Source organism: Quyinboa sediminis (assembly GCF_042219855.1).
Classification (GTDB): Bacteria; Bacteroidota; Bacteroidia; order Bacteroidales; family UBA5342; genus JBHJHP01.
Window position 1 is genome coordinate 425528 of record NZ_JBHJHP010000001.1, and the last position, 15794, is coordinate 441321.

Consider the following 15794-nt stretch of genomic DNA (forward strand, 5'->3'; position numbering starts at 1 on the left):
CAGATGTTATGATGTCATGATTGAATGTGTAAAGTTTTAAAAAAATTGGGGATAACTTGTTAAAGGTTTTCCTATCCGCTTGAGAAGCACTGATTCTGATTTGCCTATTTTTGGAAGACCTGTTAGTAGTTGAAATCCAACCATTACTTGTTTTCCAAAACAATCGAACTAATGAATTTTTTAACATTTTTATTATAATTAACTTATGAATGAAAAGAAACTATTTAACGCAAAAGAAGAATTGAAAGATTTTGATCCAAGTGAGAATTATTTTAATCCGGTTTATTGTGGCCCTCATAAGGAAGTTACAATTGCTGCAAAATTCAATATGATGGATGAGTTAGCAAAAGCTCAATATAATGCAGAGGTTAAATACAAAATAGGTGATATAGTATGGTCCGATGTATTAATTAGATCCTTTGATAATAATATTGGTACTTATAAAATAGATAAATTAGGCAAAGGAAAAATTGTTGATATTTTTATTGAAGAAAATACCTGGAAAATAAGAATATTACACCAAATGATTAACAATAAAAGGGGTAAGTTTTGGCCACATTATACGGATATTGATTTGATTGATGTAAAATTAGAAAAATGAGAGAATTTAAACATTCAACAAAAATTAAATCCAAAATGAGAGTTAATGTTCTAGGACAAGATACCGAAACGCCAGAGTATGAAAAGGCGCTTGTTTTAAAGGAAATGTTTGAAGAATGGTTGAGCATCCGAAAAAATAAACAGGACGAAGTGATGATTATCCCAAACCTCCGATTGTATGGGGAACAGATTTCAGATTTGAGTGTTTTGATTGTAGCGAGATTTGATAGAGGTGTTTCAGAAAGTCTAGAATTTTATGAAAAGAATCATACAACTAATACTGGCGAAAATGCTACTCTTATAAAGGAACGTGTGTATTTTAGTTCATTTGCTGTAGCATTGACCTTTCGAAAGGAACAACCAGAACAAATACATATAAAGAAAGATCATATTTGGGTGACAAGCGGGAATAGATCAGCGAATATGTCCTTATATTCTAAAGATCTGTCATTCTCCGCGAAACGGTTCTTATCGTTGTTTCTCGGGGAGGAATCAAATCCTTTTGTAGCATCAATTATAAATTTTGAGAAACTGAACTTTGTTAAGCACAACAAAGATGAGGCAACCGCCACATTTGTTCGAGGTGAGATGACTCTAGATAAATTACTTAATGCACTAGTTCTCATAAACAAACCAACCTACCAAGAAAGCCACTATGTTTTAAATGGATTTTATAATAAGAAAACTAACTTCGACAAGATTGAAGATGCAGTTAAGTATTTCTCATATGTTAAAAATGCAGTTGGCCCACTCACAAAGCAAAAATTAAATGCGTTTTCTAAAACTAGAAAAGACATTCCACAATATTACAGTCAAGTAGGAAAAGAACTGTTGATTCTAAAAGGTGGTGCAGGAACCGGGAAAACCATGAAACTAATGCAATTGGCTTATGAAGTATTCCAAAGTGGAAATCGCTGTTTAATACTGACTTACAATAGAGCCTTAGTGCAAGATATAAGTCGGTTGTTACTCCTTCAGGATATAAACGACAAGCCTAATGAACCAACAATTAAAATCAGTACAATCCATAAATTTATCCGTCCGATACTTGAAGAGATAACTCAATGGGAAACTAAAAAGCGAAATCAGCTAATTGAAGAAATTGAAGAGGGATCGTGTGATTTAGGAAGGGAACAGGCAAAAAGTATAAACCATCAGGTGTTATTAAATTATCTTGAGTTTTACGAGGATCACCTAATTGCTGCCAATAATAATCTTATTAACTTTAATCTACAAGAGAACGATACAATTCGTAAAATTCAGAAAGAATATGACTATGTGTTCATCGATGAGGCACAGGATTGGCGAAAAGAGGAGCGGGATGTTTTGTTTAAAATTTTTGGATCTGAAAATATTGTGATAGCTGACGGTATGGAACAGCTTGTTCGAACAAACGCTCCTTTAAATTGGAAAATTTCTAACGGGATTCGTGTGAAAAACCATGAGGTTGTTTTTCCTCCAAAATCATTAAGACAAAAAGCCAATTTATGTGAGTTCCAGAAAATCTTCGCCTTAAAATTTGGGACAATTTGGGATGTGAAGCAAAATGAAAATTTGAATCAAGGTAAGATATGGGTGTTTAATGGGGAGTTGAACAAGCATATGTTTGGACAACTGAAAAGTTACACTGACGGATACTCTAAGGATAAGTACGATGATATCCTTTTTCTTGCTCCTTCGCATTTGACAAAAAGAAGACGTCGAAAAAGCGAGTTGAAAAATGAAGGAAAAACAAGAATTGTAAATGAAACAATTGAGCGTTCATTTAGCCTTAAAGAGGAATGGAAAAAAATGCATGTAGACATCCACGACTTAACGTATGTGAATAAAGAATCACAAAGGCAGCCATCGCCAGGTGAGTACCGGGTGATAAGCTATGAATCATGTCGTGGCCTTGAGAGTTTTGCTGTCGTGGCTTTGGACATGGATTTGTTTTTCGATATGAAATTCAATAGTTATCACGAAAGACAGGAGTCGATTAAGCAAGGAGATATGTTTGTTCAGTCGTTTGAAGATAAAGCATTCCAATATGCATCTATGTGGGCGTTAATTGTATTTAGTCGGCCAGTGGATTTACTACTTATTACGATTAAAAATAAAAATTCTGTATTGAATACTTTACTAACAGAAATAAATGAGCAAAGACCTGGTCTTATACAATTTATTCCATGAATTTATATTTAGAGTTAAAAAAATATATCTAGTTAGATCCTTAAGGATTGGATTTAAAAATTATACAATATTTAAAACTTATAGATTTTAATGAAACATCATCCAAATCTTATTTTGTATACAGTTTTTAGAGAATACTGCAATGAAAAAACGGAACAAAAGAAGCTCGATAATCTGATTTTAAAATACAAAAATATTGAAAGTAAACATTTTTATAATGCTTTAATAAAAAGCTTTGATGTTGAAAGACTCAAAAATGAACCTATCAGAAAAGAGGACATATGGCTTTATCATTACATCAAATATGATGTTGATAATAAAGTAAGAAAAACACGTTTAATTCGAAAATATGAGTCTGAAATCTTTGGTTTAATATAACAAATAACGGGCATAAGAACCCAAATAACGATTAGTTTATAGTAAAACTGGAAGGGTTAATTGAAATATCCGATAAATCAATATCTACATTATTTAAAAATAGCATTGCATATACCTTTTATAGTAATGATAAGCTTCTATTTTTACTATCTTTGATACTCCTGTGGATTTTTAAGAATTATCAGTAGTTTTAAAACCACAACTTGGTTTCATTTAACCTGAATTTCTGTGAGTGAGATAAACAAAAAAGAACTTAGCGAATCGGATATTTGTGATCTGTACATCACGCCGGCTATTAAAGAAGCCGGTTGGGATCAGATGCTGCAAATTCGTCGTGAAGTGACGCTTACTCCGGGACCTGTAATTGTGCGTGGCGAAATGTCTGCCCGCAACAAAAAGAAAAAGAAATTCGCTGATTATGTTTTGTCCTGGGAGCCGGGCATTCCCATTGCGGTTATTGAAGCTAAGGATAATAATCATTCTGTTAGTCATGGTATGCAGCAGGCATTGGGTTATGCTGATATCATGAAAATCCCCAGTGCGTTTAGTTCAAACGGGGATGCCTTTGCGTCGCACAATAAAATGCCTGCGGATGGTGAAGACATCGAAACCGAATTTCCTCTGGATGCATTTCCATCTCCTCAATTGTTGTGGCAACGGTATAAGAAATTCCGCTGGATTGAGGATGAAGATGAAAAGATAGCCACAGAGCCTTATTACACAGATGGTTCAGGTAAGGAACCCAGGTATTACCAGACAGAAGCCATAAACAGGGTAGTGGAAGCAGCTGCCAGCGGCGAAAAACGATTGCTGTTGGTCATGGCTACCGGTACCGGTAAAACTTATACCACCTTTCAGATTATTTGGCGTTTATGGAAGGCCAGAAAGGTGAAACGGGTGCTGTTTCTGGTGGATCGCAATATACTGGCGGATCAAACCCTGGTGAACGACTTTAAACCTTTTGGTTCAGTGATGACGAAAATTAAGAACCGGAAGATTGATCCATCATACGAAATTCACCTTGGATTGTACCAGGCTATTACCGGAACTGACGAGGCTGATAAGATTTTTAAAAGCGTTTCCCCGGATTTCTTTGATCTGATCGTCATCGATGAGTGTCACCGTGGAAGTGCTGCCGATGATTCGGCCTGGCGTGAAATTCTGGAATATTTTGACAGTGCCATACAGTTGGGTTTAACAGCAACACCAAAGGAAACTAAATATGTTTCAAACATCACCTATTTTAATGATCCGGTTTACACCTACAGTTTAAAGCAGGGCATTGAGGATGGTTTTCTGGCGCCTTATAAAGTGGTGAAAATAAACATAGACAAAGACATAGATGGATGGACACCACCTTCTGGAATGACTGATGATCTGGGGAATGAAATAGAAGCTCGGCTATATAACCAGGCAGATATGGATCGGATTCTGGTACTGAACCAGCGAACCAAACTTGTGGCTAAACGTGTGATGAAGTTTCTGAATGCCACCAATCCTTTCGATAAAACGATTATTTTCTGTGAGGACATTGATCATGCTGAACGCATGCGGAAAGCTATTGTAAACGCTGCCGGAAAGTTGGCTACGGATAATCCAAAGTATGTGATGCGCATTACCGGCGACAGCAAAGAAGGCAAAGCTGAACTCGACAATTTTATTGACCCTGAAAGCAAATTCCCGGTCATAGCCACCACATCCGATCTGATGTCAACGGGCGTGGATGCCAAGACCTGTAAGCTCATTGTGCTGGATAAAACCATCAATTCAATGACCACCTTTAAGCAGATTATTGGCAGGGGAACACGCATTGACGAGGACTTTAATAAATACTTTTTCACCATCATGGATTTTAAACGGGCGACCGATCTATTTCATGATCCTGACTTTGATGGTGAAGCCGTAGTGATTTATGAACCGGATGATGACGATCCGCCCGTGCCACCGGATCCTGAACCAGTTGACGATGAGGATATTGGTTCAGATGATGATGAATCAGGTGCCAGAAGATACGTAGTGGATGGCGTTCCGGTATGGATCCTAAATGAGCGTGTGGAATACATTAGTAACGAAGGAAACTTAATTACTGAATCGTATGAAGAGTTTTCAAGAAAGGGTGTGCAGTCTGAGTATGCCTCATTGAATGATTTTCTGCAAAGCTGGAACTCGGCGGAGAAGAAAATGGAAATTGTTGAAAAACTGGAAGAGCATGGCGTGGTGCTGGAAAATCTGGCGGAACTGGTTGGAAAGGATTATGGCGACTTTGACCTCATCTGCCATGTGGCATTTGACCAACCCCCACTCACCCGTAAGGAACGTGCCAACAATGTGAAAAAGCGCAACTATTTTACCAAATACGGCGAGCAGGCAAGGGCTGTGATTAATGCATTGATTGACAACTATGCCGACAAGGGTGTAAAAAGTATTGAAAATCCAAGGGTTCTTCAGTTAAAACCTTTCAGTAATTTTGGTACACCATTGGAGATCATTAAAAATATTTTTGGCGGTAAACAGCAGTACGAACAGGCCGTCAGGGAAATTGAAAACGAATTATTTAACCAGGATAGAACAGCATGAGTAATGTTTCGGGCATCATAAAATCCATTCAGGATATTATGCGCAAGGATGTAGGTGTGGATGGTGATGCACAACGCATAAGTCAGTTGGTGTGGATGTTATTTTTAAAGATCGTGGACGACCGCGAAGAAGAATTGGAGTTACTGGACGACAATTATGTATCTCCGCTGCCAAAACATTTGCGTTGGCGTTACTGGGCGGCTGATCCGGAAGGCATGACAGGTGAGGAGCTGTCGGATTTTGTGAATCTTCAGCTTTTTCCAACCTTAAAGACCAAACTCAATACACGGGGTGAAGACGGTAAACGGGCCCAGGTGATTAAAAATGTATTTGAGGATGCCTACAACTACATGAAGTCGGGTACGCTGATGCGACAGGTGATCAATAAAATCTGTGAAATAGATTTTAACGCGTCGGAAGACCGGCACCTGTTTGGGGATATTTATGAGCAAATACTCAAAGATCTGCAAAGTGCCGGGAATGCAGGTGAATTTTATACGCCACGTGCGGTGACTCAGTTTATGGTGGACAGGGTAAAACCGCAGCTGGAAGAACTGGTGTTGGATCCTGCCTGTGGAACCGGTGGTTTCCTGACGAATGTGATTGACTATAAGCGCAATAACTTTGTGAAGTCACCTGCCGATGAAAAGAAATTGCAGAAAACCATATTCGGGGTAGAAAAGAAAACGCTTCCGCACATGTTGTGCACCACCAATATGATTTTGCACGGCATAGATACACCCATCAACATTCAGCACGACAATACGCTCAGCCGGCCTCTGCGCGATTATAAACCCAAAGACCGGGTAAATGTTATAGTGACCAATCCGCCATTTGGTGGGATGGAAGAAGACGGTATTGAGCAGAACTTTCCTTCTGCCTACCGTACCCGAGAAACGGCTGACCTGTTTTTAACGCTCATCATGCATTTGCTGAAAACCGATGGCAGGGCTGCCCTGGTATTGCCCGATGGTTTTCTGTTTGGCGAAGGTATTAAGACCCGCATAAAGGAAAAGCTGTTTGAAGAATGCAACCTTCACTCCATTGTGCGTCTGCCCAACGGCGTGTTTAATCCTTACACCGGCATTAAAACAAACCTTTTGTTTTTTACGAAGGGAAAACCAACAGAAACGGTTTGGTATTACGAACACCCTTATCCTGATGGCGTAAAGAGCTATAACAAAACCAAACCCATGCGCTTTGAAGAGTTTAAACCGGAAATAAGCTGGTGGGGCAATGAAAGCGACAATTTTGCAGCACGGGTTGAAAACGAATTTGCCTGGAAAGTCAGCAAAGAAGACATTGTGGCCCGAAACTATAACCTGGATATTAAAAATCCGCACGAAGCCGAACAGGAAAGCCACGACCCGGACGAATTGTTACAGAAATACAAGCACCAGCAGGAAAAAATTGCCGGCCTACACCAGCAACTGAAAGCAATTCTGACCGAAGCCTTAACCAAAAACGGAGACAGCTAAGATGATTGATACTTTGGTAGATAGCTTCGACATTTGGGGAACGGCACAAACGCAAAAATCCTTAGGGAAAAAAGCCGGGATTGACAACATCAGTTTACATGGTATAAATCGTTTGCGGGAATTGATTTTTGAATTAGCTGTACGTGGGAAGCTGGTTGAACAAGATTCAAACGATGAAACGGCTTTTGAACTTTTGCAGAAAATTGTTGCGGAAAAGCAAAAACTCATTGACAAAGGTGAGATAAAAAATCATAAGCAATTTCCGGAAATTATTGAGACTGAAAAGTTGTTTGAACTACCAAAGGGATGGGTCTGGGGTAGGCTTGGAAATTTCAGTTATGTGTTCTCTGGAGCTTCCTTCAAAAGTGAAGATTTTAAACAGATTGGAAGCGTAAGGGCAATAAAAATTACAAATGCTGGTGTCGGAGAATTCATAGAAACAGAAGACTTTTTACCTGTTGGTTTTTTAGAAGAATATCAGAATTTCATTGTTAAAGAAAACGATTTAATATTAGCTTTAACTCGACCCTACATATCTACAGGACTCAAAATAAGTAAATGCCCAAATTCGTATAATAATTCTTTATTGAATCAGCGCGTTGCTGCTATTCGAACGTATATTGATACAAACTTTTTATTCATCTACTTAAGTAGTAATATAGTACTCAATATTTACAAAGAAAGATTTGGAAAATCAGGACTACAACCTAATTTGAAAATGTCTGATGTAACAGATATGTTGGTTCCAATTGCTCCCCTTGCAGAACAACACCGAATCGTAGCCAAAGTAAATGACCTGATGGCACTTTGCGACAAGCTGGAGCAGCAGAAAATGGGCCAAATTGAAACGCATCTGCTTTTGGTAAAAGTGCTATTAAAGACATTAACAGATGCCAAAGATGCCGAGTCCTTAAAAGCTGCCTGGAACCATCTGGAATCGCATTTTGATATCCTGTTCACCACCGAAGAAAGCGTTAATCTGCTTAAACAAACCATCCTGCAATTGGCTGTGATGGGCAAATTAGTGCCACAGTATAAAAATGATGAACCGACAAGTGAATTATTGAAGAAAATTGAAGCCGAAAAACTAAAACTTATCAAAGAAGGCAAACTCAAAAAACAAAAGCCACTGCCTGAAATTACAGAAGAAGAAAAACCATTCGAGTTGCCGGAAGGGTGGGAATGGAGTCGGTTAGGAACTATAGGGATTGGAAGTACTGGAAAGACACCAAGTACGAGGAATCCTATTTTTTTTAAGGGTGATATTCCTTTCATTGGTCCAGGTCAGATAACAAACAGTGGTGATATCGTAGATTCTGAAAAAACTTTGTCTAAAGCTGGATGTGAGCAAAGTACTATTGCGGAATATGGAGACATTGTAATGGTATGTATTGGAGGGTCGATAGGTAAAAGTGCAATAGTAAAATCAAAAATTGCATTTAATCAACAGATTAACTGTACAAAGCCCATTTTATCCAATTCGAGTTATATGAGTCTTGCACTAAACTCATCCTATTTTCAAAATGCAGTATTGGAAAAGGCGACAGGATCTGCAACGCCAATAATTAATCGTTCAAAATGGGAGGAAATTTTAGTTCCGTTATGTTCAATAAATGAACAAAATCGAATCGTCACCAAAGTGGATGAATTACTGACCCTTTGCGACCGGCTAAAAGAGCGCATTGTGGCCTCGCAGGAAATAAAAGTAAAACTGGCTGATGCGGTGGTGGAGAGGGCGGTGAATGAGTCATCTGGTAAGTCTTATGAAATTAAAGACAGTTTGAACATGGTTGCGGAAAAGGAGATTAGAAAATACTGATATTAAAACAATAATTGTATTATGACAACTTCAGAATGTATTCAGTTTTGGGCAACAATAATAACAGGTTTTGGTGTATTTGTCACTTTAATTGCATTTATATGGCAGACTGGTCTCACCCGTGAACAAATGAAATTAAATTTCTTCGCTGATTATACAAAAAGGTACCAGGAGATTATCCTGAACTTCCCGGAAAATATAAATGAACAAGATTTTAACTTTGAAGTGCTTGATGCAGAAATTAAAGCAAAAACTCTGAGATATATGAGAGCTTATTTTGATCTGTGCAGTGAAGAGTATTATCTACATAGGGAAGGTAAAATAGATACAAAAGTATGGGAAGAATGGGAAGGAGGTATAAAGTTTACATTTTCCAAAAAGGCTTTTAAAGATGCCTGGAAAATAATAAATCTGGATTCAAAATTCTACAAAGAATTTATGAAATGGGTTAATAATAACTTCTCATAAAACGCTGTGTTGCGAATATTCGCAAAATATGCTTGTTCTGACCTAATGTATTAATAGATACTATAAAATAGGAGTAAGGCATCAAAATAAAACATTTGAAATGAAAATTGAAATTGCTGAAATATTGATTGCCAGTTACCTAAAGCATATTGAAGGCTGTCGCATCGTTCAAACCAATTGGAAAACCAGTGGAAAGTGGAATATAAGCGAATACGACAAAGAGAAAGCCGTTGAATTGTTTGAACGGATTAAGCAATCCACATTGTTGTCTGAAATTTTCAAAAAGAATTCGTTTAATCAACTAATAAAACAGGCAGAGATAGATGTTTTAGGTTTAAATACTACTGAGAGCGCTATCTTTGGTATAGACGTGGCTTTTCATACAGCCGGTCTGAATTATGGTAAAACAGAAGAGACCGTAACACGGATTATTAAGAAGGTTGTCCGTACAGTTTTTATCATGCAAACCTATTTTAAAGAATTCGATAAATTCAACTCTTATTTTGTATCACCCAAAGTTAATCCGGTTGTTAATGAAGCTATTAAGCCATGTCTTAAAGAAATGCAGGATTTGATAAATGACGATTTTATTCATGTTGATTTTATTTCTAACACTGACTTTTACGAAAGGATAGTTGATCCGCTGAGTAAAGAAATTTCTGACGAAAATGATACATCAGAATTATTTTCCCGTGCTTTAAAACTTATTCAACTTGATAAGCGTAGACCAACTGCAAATGTGAGAATTAAATCACAGGATGAATTCAGTCAACGTACAATTACTGATAAGCATGAAGAAAACGGCATGAAGATAGGTCAGTTTGTTCAGTACCATTTTCGTAAAGCATGGGAGGATGGACTTATCACATCAATGGAAATTCAAAACCTGCAAGATCCAGGCTATTGCAAACGAATTTTTAACCAGGATTTTGAGATTTTAAAACACACAATCAAAAGCATTAAAGATGCAAAAGGTAGAACCAGATATTATTCCAAAGAACTATTTTGCGGTGAATACTACTTAACATCTCAATGGTTTGAACGTCATTGGGAACCCTTTAAACATTGGCTGAATCAACTTAAAATTTAATTGCTATGAAAAAGAAACAGGAACCTGCATTTGCTTTTTTTGAAAATGGCATCTATGAAAATGTATTAAATGAAATTCTAAGTGCGCAAAGTAAAAAACCTGGTAGAACTTTCTACATTCAACCCTATTCAGGTTATATTGCTCAAAAACTAAAAAAGAGAAAGCCATCACTGGAAAAACCTATCCCTATGTATATTTCAACAACCAGTGATTTAAACCATGTTGTATATACGGCAGAAATAATCTATTGGGATCACAAGCACCAGCTTGATCCTGAAAGAGAAAAAGTAATTGTTAAAGATTTAAATACTTTTCAACCTGGGGAAAATGGATTATACAAATTTGACGAGAACTCAGGTCATCCTTGCGTCAATCTAATTTCAATCAGAAACCTCAAAAAACTTGAACTGCTTATTCCGGTATCAAAACTAATTAAAATAAGTGATGATACACCATATAAAGAACGAACAAGATCAGGAGGATGGAGCTATGTAAAACCTTTAGATCCAGGATTGTTGCATAACGTTGTATATGAAGAAGATCTTGAACGTGAATTTCAGCGAAACGTTAAACGTTCTTTAAGTGATGATCCTGATAAGAGACGCGAACGCTTGAAAATAGCGAAGGTAACTCCACAAAAAAGAACAGTGGCTTCATCCGGATTTATACGCAATCCGGACGTTGTGGCAGAAGTATTATACCGTGCAAAAGGTGTATGTGAACGTTGTAAGCAAGCAGCACCATTTATAAAAGCTTCAGACGGAAGTCCATATCTGGAAGTTCATCACTGGTTGCCGTTAGCCGAAGGAGGTGAAGATACAGTCAAAAATGCTGCCGCTCTTTGTCCAAACTGCCATAAAGAAGCGCATTTTGGTAAAAACAAGACACAGATAATGAAAGAACATACCCAGCTAAAATAACCTAAGCCATGAATATCAGGGAATTATTAAATTACAAAGAGCCGTATTTCAGGATAAACCGAGAAGAACGCAACCTTGCAGCCATTTTTTACCATGTATTGCTGATTAACAATAACCTGGAAAAATTTTTGCAAAAACTAAAAGTTGATTTTCCCATCGTTTCTGCCGAAACCGGCATTTACTTTGAATATGCCCATTTAAGAGATATCTGGTTCAATCACCGTGGCATAACAAACCTGAAAAAACAAAAAGTGATATTAGATTTACTACAGCCTGTAAATTATGATGGGTTACTTAATCTAAGTGTCCTGGATTTTAACCGGTATTTTGGCGCAGTACCTGTTCCCTCTGCTGAATACATTCAAAGTCCGGGTAATTGGAGCATTAGCCGGTTTAAACAGAATATCATCGATAATGTCGAATTCTTAAAGGTGTGTAGGTTCAAATGGTGCTTTAATGCAAAGCCGGATATTGTAATACACACCTCAAATGATCATGTCATATGCATAGAGGCCAAATATGAAAGTGGTGAGGGGCAATATCCTTCCAAGCAGTCAGAAAGAGATGAGTTTAAGAAGCGTGGCCTGAAACAGGTAGGTCAGACCGAAATCCAAACACAAATAATGCAACTGCTTGGCATAGAATCGACATTTATTTTTTTGGTTCAAAAAACTTCAGCTTCTGATACCCATGATACCTTACTCTGGAAAGAAGCCTTTGACGGATTAGATCTTCATGGCTGTCCAAGGTATATTACTGAAACTATAAATAAATTGTAGTGAATAAATTGCATGAAATAAAGGTCATACTTTAAAAATAGATTGCAATTTTGAATTAATATAAATTAGGTTTGATTCTTTTCCATTAAAATTTTATTTCGTAATGTTGCATCCTCATGATGATATCATGACTTATCCTCTTTAACAACTGAAAAATTTTCAGTTACCTCTTATCCAAATAATTTTTCTTATGGCTAATTCAAAGCCACGTCCAAATAATGGACCTTCTACTCATCATGGTAAAATCTCTGGAAAGGGCAGGGGAAATAATCCTCCCAAACCAACGGTAAAACCTCCGAAGAGTAAATAACAGATCAAATCCCAACGGGCATGTTCCGTTGGGATACTTATATCTCTTATCCTTATATTTCTTTTAATGAATAATTTTAAAATAGCAATTTTGGTGGATGGTGATAATGCGGAACCTAAACTTTTTGAAAACATTTACAGCCATATTTTAGAACATGGTAGAATAGTCATTAAGCGTGTCTATTGCGACACAAAAACAACAGGATTAAGAAACTGGGAAAAGATTTGTGAGCAGTATTCAATGGAATTAATTAAAAGTACATCTGTGGTTAAAAATAAAAATTCGACTGACTTTAGTTTAATCAGTGATGGGCTTAAAATACTATATACTCAAAACATTGATATTTTCTTTATTTTGACCAGTGACAGCGATTTTATATTCTTAACAGATGAAATCAAGAACGCAAATAAAAAAGCATATGGTGTGGGTAATATGCGGACTCCAGAGATTTATAGAAATTCTTGCTATTCATTTTGGCTTACGGAACAATATTACGATTTCACTTTAAACAGTCAAAAGTTACATGCCATACTTCGTACTACACTTGATAAAGCTGGAAAAGGGGAAATGATACTTATGAGCAATTTCGGTCGAACTTTAAAAAAATTATATCCATACTTTAATTTTAAGGATCTTGGATATAGAAGTCTTAAATCTTTTATTGAGTCCATACCGCAGTTTGAAATATGTACTTATAAGGATGGACAAAACTTAGCAGTAAAGCGAGTATATTAATATTTTCCTGCTAAATGATATTTGAGAGGTTATCATTAGATAGCCTCTCCTCTTTTTACTTTAAGATAGGCCGTTTTATAATCAAATTACTTCCAGTTTAAATCAAACAGTACTCAGTCATAAGAAACCGCGTCCTGTTACGGTCATAAGTTAATCCTGTATTTTAAAATCTGATACTTTGTAACGAAAAACAGCACACTTGTTGGAAAAAACGACGTCCAGTAATGAAATCAATATTTCCAGCCAAGATTTTACCCGTCCTGTTTATAAATTGGGCTTTCCTGTAAAAAGTATGAGGCGTCCTGCGCGTTTTTTTGTGCTTCCAGCTGAATTTTTTTTGTTTCCAGCTTTACTGGAAAGGGTAAATATGTTGCTGGAAGGGTAAACGATTTACAGGACGCCTCATAAGGTAGCTGGACGCTATACTTCAGCACTTTGAAGGTCAGTGCTGTCTTTTGCGCGGTTGTTTTTCTTCCAGTACGCGCTCACATAGCCTTTATAGCGCTGTTTGTTTTTCCAGAAAAGATATTTCCCGGCTTCCCGGATTTCGTCCACGCGCTCTTTTAAAAGCGTATACGCTTTATCCCGGATCAGCTTGGTTTCGTTCTGCTCGGCTTTGTCCCCATTGGCAGTTGCCAGGATATCTGCCATGCTTTCTGCAGTCTGGTCTGCAATATCCAGCTTGCTCATATCATAACCAATGGCTTCCAGCGGTCCGGTATTGGCTTTGCCAAGGGTGGCAAGGTTACTCAGATCCTGTATCATATCCGCATGTCCGCTGCCATCAGCTATTTCAGAGATCCGACCAAGCAGAGCAGCATCTTCCCTGTAGGCATAGCGGAAATCGTGTAAGAGTTCATCGCGCAGCTCATATGCACCAGGCGATTTATCAGCCCATTCTTTCTGGGCTTCTTCCTGGGAGTACCGGTCTTTAAACCACAACGATTGCGCCTGACGCAGTGCCCCGGCACGTACAGGCAGGTCGTCGATCATGTCCTGTGTAATGCCCACTCCAATCAGCTTTTCAGCATCTCTGAGACTCCAATGGTAAAGGTTTTCAGTTTCCTGTAGAAATACATCCACAGGCAATGACGGGATTTGAACAAGATCGTTCGGGATGGCCTTAATGGCATCCAGTTTGGCATTATAATCTTCCGAATTTGCCATAATTTAGTATATTTAAAATGTTTTACATGGTGCTCCCAGTGGGAGCGTTATTTAACTCAGCCGGCGGGTGGTGCAAACACCTGCCGGTTTCTTTTAAGGCATATCTTTATATGATTGGATTAAACATGTTTACCCGATCACTATCTGATGCTACTTTTCCTTCGCAAATCATACAAGTTGAAATCTTTGATTAAACTTTTTTCATGTTCGCTGTCTTAAGCAGACAACTATCGTCCCTGGTTTCGGGCTGCAAGGCCTAAAAGCCTAACAGTTTTTAAATTTAAAGAAAATAGGAGAAAAAAGCAACTTAGATGGATAGGGTGGGTAAACAGGGATGAGTCTGGAGTATTGAGCAAGAGCGAGACAGTATCGAGTTGTGAGCGAGAGCAAGAGGAGAAACGGGGATGAGTCTGGAGTATTGAGCAACAGCAAGAGCAAGAGAAAAATTAGCCATTCGTAATAATAAGCCTCTTGCACAATACTCTTGCTCAAAACTGTTATTCTGTCCTGTTATTTGCTTAAGTTTTTAATAAGAGAATATAGCATCTTGGATAATTCTTCCAGATGTGTATAGAACAAAGAAAACTTATCAGAAGAAATACCATCAATATCTTTCAGGTAATCAAATATTGCTACACATTCAAATACTGATCCTCTGGAAATAACGTAAAAGTTGCGTTTGTCACGGTTCGAAAAACGACCTGAACCTTCAGCAATATTCAACATAATGCTAAATGATGCTCTTCGGAGTTGATCATTTGTGGTTTTGTCGAATGAATGTTCAGAAAGGAATAGGTAAACGCTTTTATTAAATAGTTTCGCTTTGGAGTAAACTTCCAGTTTCTCAAAATCAAACATGATATAATTGTTTAGGGTTGGTAATACGTTACAGTTTGATTAATTAACAACAGCAAGAACAGTCTTGAGTATTTAGCAAGAACAAGAGGAAAGTGTCTGACGTGTCTTTACGTCTCTTGCTCAAAACTCTTGCTCAATACTGTTGCTGCTCCTGACTCTTGCTCCAAACTGTTTTTGTTTGAGTTCGAGCAACAGCAAGAGGGACAAAACAGTTTTCTATGAACGTATTTTCCTCTTGCTCAATACTCTTGCTCTAAACTGTTTTTGTTTGAGTTCGAGCAACAGCAAGAGGGACAAAACAGTTTTCTATGAACGTATTTTCCTCTTGCTCAATACTCTTGTTCTCTACTGTTGTTGCTCCAGACTCTTGCTCCAAACTGTTTTTGTTTGAGTTCGAGCAACAGCAAGAGGGACAAAACAGTTTTCTATGAACGTATTTTCCT

General features: G+C 37.6%; 13 protein-coding genes. 11 read left to right on the forward strand and 2 right to left on the reverse strand.

The genetic code is table 11. The features are described from left to right. Positions 1-205 precede the first annotated feature (205 nt). The 11 genes from ACE1EF_RS01810 to ACE1EF_RS01860 all read left to right on the forward strand — a co-directional run bounded on the left by ACE1EF_RS01810 (position 206) and on the right by ACE1EF_RS01860 (position 13326). A complete protein-coding gene (locus tag ACE1EF_RS01810) occupies positions 206-601 on the forward strand; it encodes a hypothetical protein (RefSeq protein WP_375718895.1) in 396 nt (131 codons plus the stop codon). After that, entirely contained in the window at positions 598-2772 is a 2175-nt protein-coding gene (locus tag ACE1EF_RS01815; protein ID WP_375718896.1) for an AAA family ATPase, read from the forward strand. The genes ACE1EF_RS01810 and ACE1EF_RS01815 overlap by 4 nt, the downstream gene beginning before the upstream one ends. 90 nt (positions 2773-2862) lie before the next feature. Further along, on the forward strand, positions 2863-3150 hold the full coding sequence (locus ACE1EF_RS01820; RefSeq protein ID WP_375718897.1) for a hypothetical protein: 288 nt from the start codon (positions 2863-2865) through the stop codon (positions 3148-3150). Between the two features lie 228 nt (positions 3151-3378). Then, a complete protein-coding gene (gene hsdR, locus ACE1EF_RS01825; RefSeq protein ID WP_473774483.1) occupies positions 3379-5727 on the forward strand; it encodes an EcoAI/FtnUII family type I restriction enzme subunit R in 2349 nt (782 codons plus the stop codon). Next, positions 5724-7205 carry an N-6 DNA methylase gene (locus tag ACE1EF_RS01830; RefSeq protein WP_375718898.1) on the forward strand — a complete coding sequence of 494 codons (1482 nt, stop codon included), beginning with the start codon at positions 5724-5726 and terminating at the stop codon, positions 7203-7205. Before hsdR ends, ACE1EF_RS01830 begins: the two co-directional genes overlap by 4 nt. 1 nt (position 7206) lies before the next feature. Beyond that, a complete protein-coding gene (locus ACE1EF_RS01835; RefSeq protein WP_375718899.1) occupies positions 7207-9024 on the forward strand; it encodes a restriction endonuclease subunit S in 1818 nt (605 codons plus the stop codon). A 21-nt stretch (positions 9025-9045) separates the two neighbouring features. After that, positions 9046-9492, forward strand: a complete 447-nt coding sequence (locus tag ACE1EF_RS01840) for a hypothetical protein (RefSeq protein WP_375718900.1) — start codon at positions 9046-9048, stop codon at positions 9490-9492. 100 nt (positions 9493-9592) lie between these two features. Next, on the forward strand, positions 9593-10582 hold the full coding sequence (locus ACE1EF_RS01845) for a hypothetical protein (protein ID WP_375718901.1): 990 nt from the start codon (positions 9593-9595) through the stop codon (positions 10580-10582). 5 nt (positions 10583-10587) lie between these two features. Beyond that, positions 10588-11502 carry an HNH endonuclease gene (locus ACE1EF_RS01850; protein WP_375718902.1) on the forward strand — a complete coding sequence of 305 codons (915 nt, stop codon included), beginning with the start codon at positions 10588-10590 and terminating at the stop codon, positions 11500-11502. 8 nt (positions 11503-11510) lie between these two features. After that, positions 11511-12281: a hypothetical protein gene (locus ACE1EF_RS01855; protein ID WP_375718903.1), complete on the forward strand. Its 771-nt coding sequence runs from the start codon at positions 11511-11513 to the stop codon at positions 12279-12281. Between the two features lie 376 nt (positions 12282-12657). After that, complete coding sequence (locus tag ACE1EF_RS01860) at positions 12658-13326, forward strand: NYN domain-containing protein (RefSeq protein WP_375718904.1); 669 nt, start codon at positions 12658-12660, stop codon at positions 13324-13326. Positions 13327-13746: 420 nt separating this feature from the next. Here the strand turns inward: ACE1EF_RS01860 and ACE1EF_RS01865 are convergent, their stop codons facing one another. Both ACE1EF_RS01865 and ACE1EF_RS01870 read right to left on the reverse strand, forming a co-directional pair. Next, positions 13747-14493 carry a hypothetical protein gene (locus tag ACE1EF_RS01865; RefSeq protein WP_375718905.1) on the reverse strand — a complete coding sequence of 249 codons (747 nt, stop codon included), beginning with the start codon at positions 14491-14493 and terminating at the stop codon, positions 13747-13749. Between the two features lie 510 nt (positions 14494-15003). Continuing rightward, the gene (locus tag ACE1EF_RS01870) at positions 15004-15351 is read right to left on the reverse strand and encodes a four helix bundle protein (protein ID WP_375718906.1); all 348 of its coding nucleotides are present in this window, start codon (positions 15349-15351) and stop codon (positions 15004-15006) included. Between the last annotated feature and the right edge of the window lie 443 nt (positions 15352-15794).